Origin of the sequence: Blautia sp. aa_0143 (assembly GCF_004167315.1) — a bacterium.
GTDB lineage: Bacteria > Bacillota > Clostridia > Lachnospirales > Lachnospiraceae > Blautia_A > Blautia_A fusiformis.
On the sequence record NZ_RCXU01000013.1, the window covers coordinates 12,176 to 26,435 of the forward strand.

Below are 14,260 nucleotides of genomic sequence, written 5' to 3' on the forward strand. Positions count from 1 at the left end.
CGGATCAGTTAAATATTTCCGGGTTTCCGATATGTGAAATGCTAAGCTGGGAATAACAGGATCGCCGTATCAACTGAAAAGAAAAAATAAAAAGATATCTGCCAGAAGATTACTTATGATCTGACAGATATCTTTTTTGCATTATTATGGAAATTAAAATTGAATATCACGGAGATCTTCTGGAACATGAGAAGTATGCAGATCTTCGTTCAGTGTATCGATGATCGCCATATCTTCATCCTCGATATTGAAGTCAAAGATGTTTCCATTGCTGCGGATTCGTTCCGGGTTGATGGATTTCGGAATGACAGAAATTCCCTTCTGTATTGCCCAGCGAAGCCCGATCTGTGCAGGAGTCCTGGCATATTTGGTCCCCAGAACACACATTACATCATTATCAAAATATGCACCTCTTGCCAGAGGAGCATAAGCCTGTACCTGAATACCGAAAGCCTTGCAGTATTCAATCAGTTCAGCAGGGTAACACAAAGGATGGCACTCGATCTGGTTTACAGCAGGAATAACCCCGGATATCTTACGAAGCTCTTCCAGATGCCGGATATCAAAATTACTGACGCCGATACTTAAAGCACGTCCAGATTCCAGAATGGATTCCAGCTCTTTCCAGGTGCTCAAATAGCAGCCGGGAACCGGCCAGTGTATCAGATAGAGATCTACATAACTGACTTTCAGACGGTCGAGACTACGGGAAAAAGCTCCCTGGACATCGCCGAGACGCTGCGCATTGTTCCAGATCTTGCTGGTGATGAAAAGATCCTTTCTGGGAACTCCGCATTTGGCAATGGCACGGCCAACGCTTTCTTCATTTTTATAAACAGAAGCGGTATCGATCATGCGGTAGCCGGCGGAAATAGCAGAAGTGACTGCTGCTTCGGCCTGTACGTCATCGGGCAACTTGTATACGCCAAGCCCCAGAAGAGGCATTTCTCTGTCGTTGTTCAGAAAAACAGTTTCTTTCAAAATAATTCCTCCTTGTATGTTCTGCTTTCCATGCTTTTGCTATTATAGCACAAAAATATGAAAGAATCACATCAATTATATTACAAAAGTGATAAAGCTTAGAGTTGGACAGACGCGCAGACTGGGTAATAAGTTGTGGTTTGAAGAGACTAACTTCGTTAAAAATGAAACAATCGAGTTAATTTACTGTCAAAGTTTTTGGAAAAATAGGAAAAACAGCATATAATTTTGGCTATATTTTATAATTATTTTCTTGATAATAACAGTGAAAAGATGTATAATAAATTTAATTGATAAATTCTTGTCATGAGAGTGTCCGCCCGGCGGATACAGGAAAGGGGTATTTATGCATTTAATCAAAGATGAGAATGGCAATCTTGTTCAGCATGGACATGCAGACAGCCATGAACATACACATGAGCACACCCATGAGGACGGTGTGACTCACAGCCATACACACAGCCATGCGGAAGGAGATAACCATTGTCATACACACGGTGATGGACACTGCGGTTCCTGCGAGAACGGTGACTGCAAGAATGAGACTGTAGCACTTCTTACCTACATGTTGCAGCATAACGAGCATCATGCCGCAGAACTTGATCAGATGGCTGACAATCTTAAGAAGCTTAACATGGATGCAGCTGCGAAGACGATCAAAGAGGCAGTTGCAGATTTTCAGAAAGGCAATATGAGACTTGGACTTGCCCTTACACTTGTTAAGGAAGAGTTGAAATAAAAACCGACAGAATAGTTTTGACAGCATAGTGGTTAAATGATGCCACTTATTTGGAGGAATGATTATGTGTCTTGCAACAGTATATAAGGAAGAAGATAATTCTGTGATCTTTAAGAATGTAAGCCGGATCGATGTGGACGGAAATAAATTGATCCTTCGAGATATCATGGGAGATGAGCGCGTGGTAGAAGGCAGTATCCTTATGGTGGATCTTGCAAACAGCATCGTGAAACTGCAGTGTAACTGATACAAATACGTGGAGGACGATCAATGAAATTATCTGAAGCAATGAGAGAAAAAATGCTGCTTTCCTTTGAACTTTTTCCGCCAAAGACAGAAAAAGGTATGGCAAACCTGCCGGGAACCATTGAACATCTCATGAAGTATAGACCGGAGTATATTTCCTGTACATACGGTGCCGGCGGCGGAAATGTCGGTGCCAACAGGGAAGTATGCCAGATGATCAGGAATGCAGGAACTGTTCCTGTAACACACTTCACAGTGATCAAGAACACAAAAGAAGGAATCAGACAGCAGTTGGAACAGTATCTGGCAGATGGTGTTGACCATATGCTGGCACTTCGCGGAGATATTCCACTTGGTGAGACAACAACCTGTGGAGACTTCAATTATGCGACAGACCTTGTTAAATTTGTCCGTGATGAATTTGGCGATAAGTTCGAGATCGCAGTAGCCGGTTCACCGGAAGGCCATATCGCATGCAGAAGCTTGGATGCTGATATTGCTGTTTTGAGACAGAAACAGGACAATGGTGCTGATTATATCATGACCCAGCTCTGCTGGGATATGGAACAGTTTAAATACTGGTTGGACGCTATCCGCGAGGCTGGAGTGACAATGCCTGTAGATGTTGGTGTAATGCCAATCCTGGATCAGGCAGCTACCATTAATATGGCTCTTTCACGTAATGGCTGTGTAATGGACAGTGAGCTTTGCAGGCTGATCTCCAGAAACTGGCTGTTCCCGAATCCGTTTAACGCTAAAGATGCTGATGGTAAACCATTTGACATGTTCTATGAGGACAAGGTTAAACGATTCAAAGAAGAAGGAATCGAATACACCATCAGACAGATCGATGAGTATCGCGCTCTTGGTGTTGACGGTATCCATCTTTATGCATTAAACAAATGGAAAGATGTATCCGAGATCATTGACAGATCCGGACTTCGTACACTTATCTAATCATCAACGAAATAAATAAGAATTCCGGCACGATGCGGAGGTGTCAGAACAGTATCAGGCACCTCCCTTATGCGCCGGCATAACAGATATAAAATCAGGAGGTGCCCGTTTTATGGCACATGTTATTGCAGTCGCCGGAAAAGGCGGCGTTGGAAAAACTACATTATGCGGAATGCTGATCCAGTATCTCTGCGAAAAGAAAAAAGGACCTGTACTGGCTGTAGATGCAGATGCCAATTCAAATCTGAATGAGGTTCTTGGCGTAGAAGTAGATACGACTCTTGGCGATGTCCGCGAGGAGATCGCACATGCTGAGATGACAGAGAAAAGCCCGATCCCCAAAGGAATGTCCAAGGCAGATTATGCGGAGGTACGTTTTGAGGATGCTCTTGCAGAGGAAGATGATTATGATCTTCTTGTAATGGGAAGAACCCAGGGAAAAGGCTGCTATTGCTTTGTAAATGGTCTGCTTCAGGCACAGCTTGCCAAATACCAGAAAAATTATCCGTATATTGTTGTGGATAACGAAGCTGGAATGGAACATATCAGCAGAGGAATCCTTCCGAGCATGGAGACAGCAATTCTTGTAAGTGACTGCTCCAGAAGAGGCGTTCAGGCAGTTGGCAGGATCGCAGAACTTATTAAGGAATGCGATATGAAGCCTTCCAGAGTAGGTCTTATTATCAATCGCGCGCCAAAAGCAGAACTGAATTCAGGAATCCTTGAGGAAATCCGGAATCAGGGACTCGATCTGATCGGTGTGGTACCACAGGATGAGGCAGTTTATGAATATGACTGCGATGGTAAACCAACCGTTACTCTTCCTGAGGATAATCCGATGAGAAAAGCAGCTTTTGAAATTTTTGATAAATTAGGTTTATAACGAAATATAAACCTTTTTTTAAAAAAGAAAATAACCCATGGGTGGGGATGGGTTCCTGCCCTGGGCTTATTATAAAAAGAAAAATAAAAATAGATGTGCTATTAAAGGAGGTCTATAATGAGTGAATTCAAATTAACTACAGTGGAGGAATTTGAAGCCGCTACAGCCCGTCTTCTCGAGACAGGTGCAAAGGTAGGAGCAGATGCATGGCAGATCCGTGCAAAGAACCAGACTCCGCACTGTAAATTCGGTGAGCAGGGTATCTGCTGCCGTATCTGTGCAATGGGACCGTGTCGTATTACACCGAAGGCTCCAAGAGGAATCTGCGGATGTGATGCTCATGGTATCGTAGGAAGAAACTTCCTTAAATTTACAGCCGGTGGTGCAGCTACTCACTCCGATCATGGTCGTGAGATCTGCCATACACTGTACTGTGCAAAAGAGGGCGGAAATTATCAGGTAAAAGATCCTGAGAAACTGCTTCGCATCGCTAAAGAGTGGGGCGTGGAAACAGAAGGCAAGGATATCTATGATCTGGCTCATGAGATGGCTGAGATCGGTCTTATGGAATATGGTAAACCGTTCGGATATCAGAGATTCCTTGACAGAATGCCTGCAGGACAGAAAGAAAAACTGATCGAGAACGAAATCGCACCACGTGCTATCGACCGTGAGGTTGCAAGCTCCCTGCATATGTCTCATATGGGATGTTCATCTCTTCCGGAAGCACTTGTAAAACAGTCTATTCGCTGCGGTCTGGCTGATGGATGGGGCGGTTCCATGATGGGAACAGAGTTCTCTGATGTATTATTCGGAACTCCGAAGCCACTTGATACAGAGGCTAACCTTGGAGTAATGGTTGAAGAGAACGTAAACATTGTTGTACACGGACATGATCCGAGTCTTTCTGAGATGATCTGTGAGTATGCAGACAGCAAAGAAATGATCGATTATGCAAAATCTGTAGGAGCAAAAGGAATCACCGTTTCCGGTGTGTGCTGTACTTCTAACGAGGTAGCTATGCGTCGTGGTGTTCCGATGGCTGGTAACTTCCTGCAGCAGGAGAACGTAGTACTGACAGGTGCCTGCGAGGCAATCGTAGTTGATGTTCAGTGTATCTTCCCTGCATTAGGACCTCTGAGCAAATGCTTCCATACTAAATTTGTTACAACTTCTCCGATCGCTCAGATGCCGGATTCTGAATTTATCAGATTCAACGCTGAGACAGCAGGAGAAAATGCAAAAGCAATCGTTAAGATGGCTATCGATAACTTCAAGAACAGAAAACCTGAGCTTGTACATATCCCACAGCTGAAACAGAAAGCTACTGTTGGTTATTCAGTAGAAGCGATCGTTAAAGTTCTTGATGGTGTTACAAACTCTCAGGTTGATGTAACAGGAACAACCAAACCATTACTTGAGTGCATCACTTCCGGTGTTATCCGTGGTGCTGTCGCTATGGTTGGATGTAACAATCCTAAGATCCGTCCTGACTATGCACATATCGAACTGATGAAGAAGTGTATCGCAAATGATATTATTATCATCGCTTCCGGATGTTCCGCACAGGCAGCTGCTAAAGCTGGTCTGATGGACAAATCCGCAAGAGATCTCTGCGGTGCAGGTCTGAAACGTGTCTGTGAGCTGGCTGATATCCCACCAGTACTTCATATGGGATCCTGCGTAGATATCTCCCGTATGATGATCCTGGCTGCTGAACTTGCAAAAGATGCAGGACTTCAGATCAATCAGCTTCCTGTAGTAGGATGTGCTCCTGAGTGGATGTCTGAAAAAGCGGTATCCATCGGTAACTACGTAGTTGGTACTGGTATTGATACATTCCTTGGCGTTGATCCATATGTTTCCGGTTCTTCAGAAATGTGCGAACTTCTTACAGAGGGAACAAGAAAATGGACAGGTGCTGCTTACACAGTAGAGACAGACATCGAGAAATTAGTTGATCTTATGATCGAGAGAATTGAAGAGAAGAGAACAGCATTAGGAATCTAATCCGTTGCGATCTTTAAAATGTTATAAAAGGTGGAAGACGTAAAATGAAAATAGCAGTAACCGGTAAAGGCGGAGTAGGAAAGACAACTTTCGCAGCAACACTTGCAAGACTATACGCAGATGAGGGGAAAAAAGTCCTTGCGGCGGATGTGGATCCGGATGCGAACCTGGGTCTTGCCCTTGGATTTGACGAGGAAACCTTGGATTCTATTGTTCCAATCTCAAAAATGCGTAAGCTCATAGAAGAACGCACCGGAGCCAACAGCCAGAATCAGTTTTATAAACTGAACCCAAAGGTAGACGATATTCCGGATACTTATGGAAAAACCTGTAATGGCGTAAAGCTGCTTGTCCTTGGAACTGTGGAAACAGGTGGAGGCGGATGCGTCTGTCCTGAACATGTGATGCTTAAAAGAGTGATCAATAACCTTGTGATCCACAGAGATGATGTGGTGATCATGGATATGGAGGCCGGCCTGGAACATCTGGGCCGGGGCACCACGGAGAGCATGGATGAATTTATTGTAGTGATCGAACCAGGGGCAAGAAGTGTACAGACATATAAGAATGTCAAACGTCTTGCAAAGGATCTGGGAGTTTCTCAGGTTAAGGTCGTGGCCAATAAGGTAAGAAATCCGGAGGATGAGGAATTTATCCGGAGTAAGATCCCGGCAGAAGATCTGCTTGGAATGATCCACTACAATACAGAAGTTATAGATGCTGATCGTCAGGGAAAATCTCCCTACGATTTCAGTGAAACTGTAACAGCTGAAATCAGAAAAATCAAAGACAAAATTGATCAGAATTCAATTCTGTAAAAATAGGAGGTATTACAGTGACTTTATTTGATAGAGTATTCGGCGGAAACGATGCTGTATATGGTTTAACAGAGGGTGCTATTGACGGCGCGATCGCTCAGTATGGCGAAGACAAAGCTGTCAGCTTCCCGAATACCGCTTACAGCCTTCCTTGCTACTATGCTGTAACAGGAACAAAAGTTACAACATTAAAAGAATTAAAAGAAGCTCTTGGCGTTGTAAAAACACTTATGACAAGAGAGAAAAGACTGAACGATGCATTCATGTCCGGTGTTGCTACAGCACTCTGCGCAGAGTTCATCGAGGTTCTGAAATATATCGACGGAGCAACTCCTTACGAAGAGCCATGCTATGGACATCTTGGTGATGCTGTTATCCGTGAGCTCGGTGTACCGCTTGTAACAGGCGATATCCCAGGCGTTGCTGTTATCCTTGGTGCTGCTCCTACTACAGAAGAGGGTGTTGCTCTTGTAAAGAGCTATCAGGCACAGGGTATCCTGGTAACACTTGTTGGCGGAATCATTGATCAGGTTGCAGAAGCTGGAATGAAGACAGGTGCCAACGTTCGTGTTATTCCTCTTGGAAAAGATGTTACATCTGTTGTTCATGTAGTTTCCGTTGCGATCCGTGCAGCTCTGATCTTCGGTAACGTAACACCTGGAGATGCAGGAACACTTATGAAATACACAATGGATCGTGTACCGGCATTTGTTAACGCATTCAAACCTCTGGATGATGTGATCGTAGCATGCGGTGCAGGCGCTATCGCACTTGGATTCCCGGTTGTTACAAATGAGACAGAGAATATCTTCCGTGTACCGAAGAGCCTTATCGTTCAGGAGGACGTAAGCAAATTTAACGCTACTTCTCTTGAGGCGCGTGATATTAAGATCAAGATCACAAATATTGATATTCCGGTTGCTTTCGCATCTGCATTCGAGGGTGAGATCATCCGTCGTAAAGATATGCAGGTTGAGTTCGATGGCTCCCGTGTAGACTGTGCAGAGCTTGTACATACCTGCGATGCTTCTGAGATCGAGGATCACAAGATCACAGTAATCGGACCTGAAGTAGATGAGATGGAATTCGGCAGCAAGAACAGCATTGCATATGTTGTTAAAGTTGCAGGTAAGAATATGCAGCCTGACTTTGAGCCGGTTATCGAGCGTAAATTCCACAACTACATCAACTGTATCGAGGGTGTATACCATACAGGACAGCGTGATATGCAGCGTATCCGTATCAGCATTGACGCATTTAATGCAGGATTCAGAATCAAACATATCGGTGAAGTTCTTTATGCATCTGTTAAAAATGAGTTCGATGCAGTTGTTGATAAATGTGAGGTTGTTATCTATACAGATCCTGCTGAGTGTACAAGAATCCGTCATGAGGTTGCAATTCCGATCTTTGACAAACGAGATGAGCGTCTTGATACTCTGACAGATGAGTCTGTTGACGTATATTACAGCTGTATCCTTTGCCAGGCATTCGCACCAAGTCACGTATGTGTAGTAACACCTGAGAGACTTGGTCTTTGCGGTGCGGTTTCATGGCTGGATGCAAAAGCTACACATCAGCTTGACCCAGCTGGCCCTTGCCAGATCATCACAAAAGAGCGTCCGATCGATGAGAATCTTGGTTCTTATGAGGACGTTGATGAGGCAGTTCAGAAATTCTCCCAGGGTGCTCTGGAGCACGTTACACTGTACTCCATCATGCAGGATCCGATGACTTCCTGCGGATGCTTCGAGTGTATCTGTGGTATCGAGCCATTCTCCAACGGTGTTGTTATTGCTAACCGTGAGTATGCAGGCATGACACCACTTGGAATGACATTCCCTGAGATGGCATCCATGACAGGTGGTGGAGTTCAGACACCTGGATTCATGGGACATGGTAAACATTTCATTTCCTCCAAGAAGTTCATGAAGGCTGAGGGCGGTATCGAGCGTATCGTATGGATGCCAAAAGAACTGAAAGAATTCGTAGCTGACAGACTTAATAAGACTGCAAAAGAGCTTTACGGAATCGATAACTTTACAGACATGATCGGTGATGAGACGATCGCAGAAGATCCAGAGACACTGGTTGCATTCCTTACAGAAAAAGGACATCCGGCTCTCGGACTTGATCCGATGATGTAATTTATCCGGGAGAAAGGATGTGCGGACATCCTTTCTCTTGTAAACTGTTAAAAAGTTTGTTGATTTTTTAACAGAAATATAGTGCTGCATCTTGCCAATAACTGGTGCTATGTAGTATAATATAAGAAGCTCTGTAGTTTTTAATTATTATTTTTAAGGAGGCTAACGAAAAATGCCGTTTAATCAGAAACCACAAAAGTTCAATGCAAAGATTAATGCTGTCACAATCGGAAGCGGAGATAAGACTGTGACAATTGGTGGGGATTGTACATTCCCATTTTATTCCTTTGACGCAGAGTCAGAGAACTGCCCGAAGATCGGTGTAGAGATCTCTGATATGGGTCTTGAGGGCGTATCTGAAGGTATCAAAGCTTACTATGAAGGCGCTACTACAATGGCTGACATTGCTAAGAAAGCTGCAGCTATGGAGGGTGCTGACTTTGTTGCACTTATTCTTGAGGGCGGCGACCCGAACGGTGTTAACAAATCTATCGATGAGCTGATCGCAGTTGTTAAAGAAGTTGCAGATGCAGTTGACTGTCCGCTGGTTGTAGAGGGCTGCAAGAATGTTGAGAAGGATGCAGAGCTCCTTCCTAAGGTTGCAGAGGCTCTTCAGGGCAGAAATGCACTGATCCTTTCCGAGAAAGAGGAGAACTACAAAGCGATCGGTGCAGCAGCAGGTCTTGCTTACAATCAGATCGTAGGCGCTGAGTCTGCCGTTGATATCAACCTTGCTAAACAGCTTAACGTTGTTACTACACAGCTTGGTGTAGATGCAAAGAAGATCGTTATGAATATCGGTAGTGCAGCAGTTGGTTATGGATATGAGTACGTAGTATCTACTATGGACCGTATCAAAGGTGCCGCTTTAGGCCAGAATGATAACATGCTGCAGATGCCTATTATTACACCTGTATCCGCTGAGACATGGAATGTTAAAGAGGCAATGGCTTCTGAAGCAGACATGCCGGCATGGGGACCACAGGACGAGCGTGGAATCGACATGGAAGTTGAGACAGCAGCAGCTGATCTTGCAGCTGGTTCTGATGCAGTTATCTTAAGACATCCGGAATCTGTTAAGACAATTTCCAAGCTGATCAAAGCACTTGCGTAATAAATAGGAGGATAAAGAGCTATGGCACTGAATGGTATTCAGATCTTTAAATTAACACCAAAGAAAAACTGTAAGGAATGTGGATGCCCTACATGTATGGCTTTCTCTATGAAAGTTGCACAGGGCGCTATGAAAATTGAGCAGTGTCCTCATATGTCCGAGGATGCATTAGCATCTCTTTCTGAGGCAACTGCACCGCCAATGAAAACTATCAAGATCGGAACAGGCGATGGCGAGTTTACACTTGGTGGAGAGACTGTTCTTTTCAGACATGAGAAGACATTTGTAAGCAAAACAAGATATGCCGTATCACTTTGCACATGCATGAGTGATGAAGAAGTAGAAGCAAAACTTGCAGAGATCCCACACGTTGACTATGATCGTATCGGTGAGAGAATGCATGTAGAGCTTGTGTATGTAAACTGCGATGAGAATGCAGATGCTGCAAAATTTACAGCACTTGTAGAGAAGGCTAAAGGTCTTGGAAGAACACTGATCCTTGGCTGTACAGATCCTGAGATCGCAAAAGCTGCCCTTGAAGTATGTAAGGACGGCAAACCGGTTCTTAACGGAGCAAACGCTTCCAACTACGAGGCAATGAGCAAGGTTGCTACAGATGCAGGCGTAGTTCTCGGTGTATCCGGTAAGGACATCAATGAGTTATATGATACTACAGCAGCTATTGAGAAACTTGGCAACAAGAATCTTGTACTTGATACAACAGGAGCTGACATCAAAGAGACCTTTGCAAATACTGTACAGGTTCGTCGTGCAGCTCTTAAGAATCAGGACAGAACATTTGGTTATCCTTCTATCGTTAACCTTGTTAAACTTGCGAAGGGTGACAAACATTTACAGGCAGCACTTGCTTCCATGTTTACTATGAAATATGGTTCTATCATCGTTATGGAGCAGATGACATATGCAGAGGCACTTCCGCTGTTCGGTCTTCGTCAGAACGTATTTACAGACCCGCAGAAGCCAATGAAGGTAGAACCGGGCATTTATCCTCTGAACGGAGCAGACGAGAATTCTCTCGTTGTAACAACAGTAGACTTTGCTCTTACATATTTCGTAGTATCTGGCGAGCTGGAGCGTTCCGGTGTTCCGCTTAACCTGGTGATCAATGATGCAGGCGGACTTTCCGTACTTACATCCTGGGCAGCAGGTAAATTCTCCGGAAACAGCATCTCCGAGTATATCAAAGAGAATGTTGAGCCGAAGGTTAAATGCAGAAGACTGGTTATTCCTGGTAAAGTAGCAGTTCTTAAGGGCGATCTTGAGGCTAAGCTTCCTGGATGGGAGATCATCGTAGGACCAAGAGAAGCAGTACAGCTTGTGAAATTCTTAAAAGACCTTGATGCATAAACTTAAGGTTTAAGAAATCAGCTGTCCGGCAATATCGCCGGCAGTTATAAACGGCTGTGCAGGTTTGCTGCATAGCCATATCCTACTAATATGTAAAGGAGAACACGAGTATGGCAAAATTTGTAACAATTGGGGAGAGACTTTCAACAACAGCACCGGCAGTAAATAAAGCATTTACTGAGAGAGATCCTGAGCCGATCATCAAAAGAGCAAAACAGCAGCTTGATGCAGGCGCTACATATCTTGACGTAAACATCGGACCTGCTGAGAACGATGGCGAGGACCTTATGAAATGGGCAGTACAGCTCCTTCAGTCTGAGTTTGACAATGTTCCGCTTGCTCTGGATACTACAAACCAGAAAGCTATTGAGGCTGGTATTTCCGTATACAACAGAAGCAAAGGTAAACCGATCGTAAACTCTGCAGATGCTGGAGACAGAATTTCCAATATCGACCTTGCAGCAGCTAACGATGCGATCTGTATCGCACTTTGCTCTTCCGGTATGGTTGCATCAGACAATGACGAGCGTATGATGCATTGCCAGAACATGCTTGAGAGAGGTCTTGGCCTTGGTATGGAAGCAGAGGATCTCTGGTTTGATCCGCTTTTCCTTGTTGTAAAAGGAATGCAGGACAAACAGATGGAAGTTCTTGAGGCAATCAAGATGTTCTCCGAGATGGGTCTGAACTCCACTGGCGGTCTTTCCAACAACAGTAACGGTATGCCAAAACATATCCGTCCGATCATGGACTCTGCTCTTGTAGCTATGGCTATGATGAATGGTCTTACATCTGCAATCGTTAACCCTAACGACCTTCGTCTTATGGAGACAATCAAATCCTGTGACGTATTCAAGGGTAACACACTTTACGCAGATTCTTACCTTGAGATCTAATTTGGCGTGTGAACAAAACAGGAGCGCTGTTTCAGAGGCTGGGGGCTTCGGCCTTCAGCCTCTTTTTTACTAATATAGTTTAGTCTAACTCCCAACGCCACAGGTGGAAGACGAATAACTTTTACGAGGCGAGAAAGGTGGTTGCCGAATGTTTAAGGTGACTTTTGCTTTTGAAAATGGCAGTACGGTAGAAGCATTTGCCAATGCGGGGGATAATTTACTGGAGGTTGCTCGTAGTGCCAATGTGGCTATCGATGCACCATGTTCCGGAAACGGAGCCTGTGGAAAATGTCGGGTACAGTTAAAAAGCGGAGAACTGGACTCAAAGAAAACTCTTCATATTTCGGATGAAGAATATGGCGCAGGCTGGCGTCTGGCCTGTATGAGCAAGATCAGTGCAGATGTGGAGGTTCTTGTTCCGGATATTGCATCCGCATATAAGAGCCGAATGAAAGTGGCTGATTTGAGCTCAAAAGAAGAAATCGCTATTTTTGAAAATGCCAAGCATGAAGTTGAGATGGCTGGCATAGAACTTACAAACAGTCTTGATGTTGTGGAACTTCAGATGGATATTCCATCACTGGATGATACCATGCCGGATAATGAAAGACTGACCCGTGCACTTCAGAAGTTTATGAACCTGAAGCGTGTCAGAATTCCGTATGCGGTGCTTAAGAAGCTTCCAGATGTACTTCGTGAGAGTAAATTTTCTGTGAAGTGCGTGGTTCGTACAGCACCAAATGACATGTATGTTTATGATATTTTTGACAGTAAGAAAGATGTTGTGATCGGTGGTCTTGCTGTAGATATCGGTACCACAACCGTTTCTGCAGTCCTGATCAATATGGAAACAGGAGAGATCCTGGCCAAGAGTTCTTCCGGAAACGGACAGATCCGTTTTGGTGCGGATGTTATCAACCGTATCATCGAATCTCAGAAACCTGGCGGAAAGAAGAAACTTCAGGATGCGGTGATCAAAGAGACCATTAACCCGATGATCCATGAGATGTGCAGAAGTATTCATTTTCCGGAGAAACAGATCTACCGGATGTGTGTTGCTTCTAATACAACCATGAATCATCTGTTTGCAGGGATCAATGCGGATCCGCTTCGTATGGAACCGTATATTCCTACGTTTTTCAAAACAAATTCCTTGTTTGCATCGGATGTGGGAATTGAGATCAATCCGGATGCACATATTATCATGGCTCCGAATATCGGAAGCTATGTAGGTGGAGATATCACTGCCGGTACACTGGTAAGTATGATCTGGAACAGACCGGAATTTTCTCTGTTTATCGACCTTGGTACTAACGGAGAGCTTGTATTCGGTAATTCCGATTTTATGATGAGCTGTGCATGTTCCGCAGGTCCTGCCTTTGAGGGTGGAGATATCAGCTGTGGTATGCGTGCTACAGACGGTGCTATTGAGGCATGTACCATTGATAAAGAAACTATGGAGCCGACATATAAGGTTGTAGGTGAACCTGGAACCAAACCGGTAGGACTTTGCGGTTCCGGTATCATTGATGTGATCAGTGAACTTTTTATGACAGGAATCATCAATCCGAAGGGAAAATTTGTCCGTGAAGGCAAAAGAATCCGTCACGATCATTATGGTATGGGAAGCTATGTGATCGCGTTTGAAGAGGAAGCCGGTTCTGCCAAGGATGTTGAGATCACAGAAGTAGATATTGATAACTTTATTCGTGCCAAAGGCGCTATTTTCTCAGCAATCCGTACCATGTTGAATTCTCTTGACTTCGATGTTTCCATGATCGACGATGTATATGTTGCCGGTGGAATCGGAAGCGGAATCAATATGGCCAATGCAGTGCATATCGGAATGTTCCCGGATATTCCTCTTGAGAAGTTCCATTACATTGGAAACTCTTCTCTTACAGGTGCTTATCTGATGCTTCATTCCACATCAGCAGAGAAGAAAACCTATGAACTGGCTTCCAATATGACTTACCTGGAGCTTTCTACAGTTCCTACCTATATGGATGAGTTTGTAGGTGCATGCTTTATTCCGCATACGGACACAAATCTGTTTCCGTCTGTTATGGAAGAACAGCAGAAGAGATAAAGCAGACTAAAA

General features: G+C 44.2%; 12 protein-coding genes. 11 read left to right on the forward strand and 1 reads right to left on the reverse strand.

What is annotated here, in order from left to right; translation table 11 throughout:
- Positions 1-153 precede the first annotated feature (153 nt).
- Complete coding sequence (locus tag EAI83_RS08045; RefSeq protein ID WP_022426672.1) at positions 154-981, reverse strand: aldo/keto reductase; 828 nt, start codon at positions 979-981, stop codon at positions 154-156.
- Between the two features lie 346 nt (positions 982-1,327).
- On the opposite strand from EAI83_RS08045, the gene EAI83_RS08050 reads away from it, so the two are divergent.
- The 11 genes from EAI83_RS08050 to acsV all read left to right on the forward strand — a co-directional run bounded on the left by EAI83_RS08050 (position 1,328) and on the right by acsV (position 14,248).
- Positions 1,328-1,720, forward strand: a complete 393-nt coding sequence (locus EAI83_RS08050) for a hypothetical protein (protein WP_021650179.1) — start codon at positions 1,328-1,330, stop codon at positions 1,718-1,720.
- Between the two features lie 64 nt (positions 1,721-1,784).
- Complete coding sequence (locus EAI83_RS08055; RefSeq protein ID WP_015525304.1) at positions 1,785-1,967, forward strand: CooT family nickel-binding protein; 183 nt, start codon at positions 1,785-1,787, stop codon at positions 1,965-1,967.
- Between the two features lie 23 nt (positions 1,968-1,990).
- Positions 1,991-2,923 carry a methylenetetrahydrofolate reductase gene (locus EAI83_RS08060; RefSeq protein WP_059085931.1) on the forward strand — a complete coding sequence of 311 codons (933 nt, stop codon included), beginning with the start codon at positions 1,991-1,993 and terminating at the stop codon, positions 2,921-2,923.
- A gap of 112 nt (positions 2,924-3,035) precedes the next feature.
- The gene (locus EAI83_RS08065) at positions 3,036-3,806 is read left to right on the forward strand and encodes an ATP-binding protein (protein ID WP_021975845.1); all 771 of its coding nucleotides are present in this window, start codon (positions 3,036-3,038) and stop codon (positions 3,804-3,806) included.
- Positions 3,807-3,923: 117 nt separating this feature from the next.
- On the forward strand, positions 3,924-5,816 hold the full coding sequence (gene cooS, locus EAI83_RS08070; RefSeq protein ID WP_059085929.1) for an anaerobic carbon-monoxide dehydrogenase catalytic subunit: 1,893 nt from the start codon (positions 3,924-3,926) through the stop codon (positions 5,814-5,816).
- Between the two features lie 44 nt (positions 5,817-5,860).
- On the forward strand, positions 5,861-6,634 hold the full coding sequence (locus EAI83_RS08075) for an ATP-binding protein (protein WP_015525298.1): 774 nt from the start codon (positions 5,861-5,863) through the stop codon (positions 6,632-6,634).
- 17 nt (positions 6,635-6,651) lie between these two features.
- Positions 6,652-8,781, forward strand: coding sequence for an acetyl-CoA decarbonylase/synthase complex subunit alpha/beta (gene acsB / locus EAI83_RS08080; protein WP_021650184.1), 2,130 nt, complete (start codon positions 6,652-6,654; stop codon positions 8,779-8,781).
- A 172-nt stretch (positions 8,782-8,953) separates the two neighbouring features.
- A complete protein-coding gene (gene acsD / locus EAI83_RS08085; protein ID WP_015525297.1) occupies positions 8,954-9,895 on the forward strand; it encodes an acetyl-CoA decarbonylase/synthase complex subunit delta in 942 nt (313 codons plus the stop codon).
- A 21-nt stretch (positions 9,896-9,916) separates the two neighbouring features.
- Positions 9,917-11,263: an acetyl-CoA decarbonylase/synthase complex subunit gamma gene (gene acsC, locus EAI83_RS08090; protein WP_015525296.1), complete on the forward strand. Its 1,347-nt coding sequence runs from the start codon at positions 9,917-9,919 to the stop codon at positions 11,261-11,263.
- A 110-nt stretch (positions 11,264-11,373) separates the two neighbouring features.
- Positions 11,374-12,159 carry a carbon monoxide dehydrogenase/acetyl-CoA synthase methytransferase subunit gene (gene acsE, locus EAI83_RS08095; RefSeq protein ID WP_015525295.1) on the forward strand — a complete coding sequence of 262 codons (786 nt, stop codon included), beginning with the start codon at positions 11,374-11,376 and terminating at the stop codon, positions 12,157-12,159.
- Positions 12,160-12,307: 148 nt separating this feature from the next.
- Complete coding sequence (acsV, locus tag EAI83_RS08100; protein WP_015525294.1) at positions 12,308-14,248, forward strand: corrinoid activation/regeneration protein AcsV; 1,941 nt, start codon at positions 12,308-12,310, stop codon at positions 14,246-14,248.
- Positions 14,249-14,260: the final 12 nt, after the last annotated feature.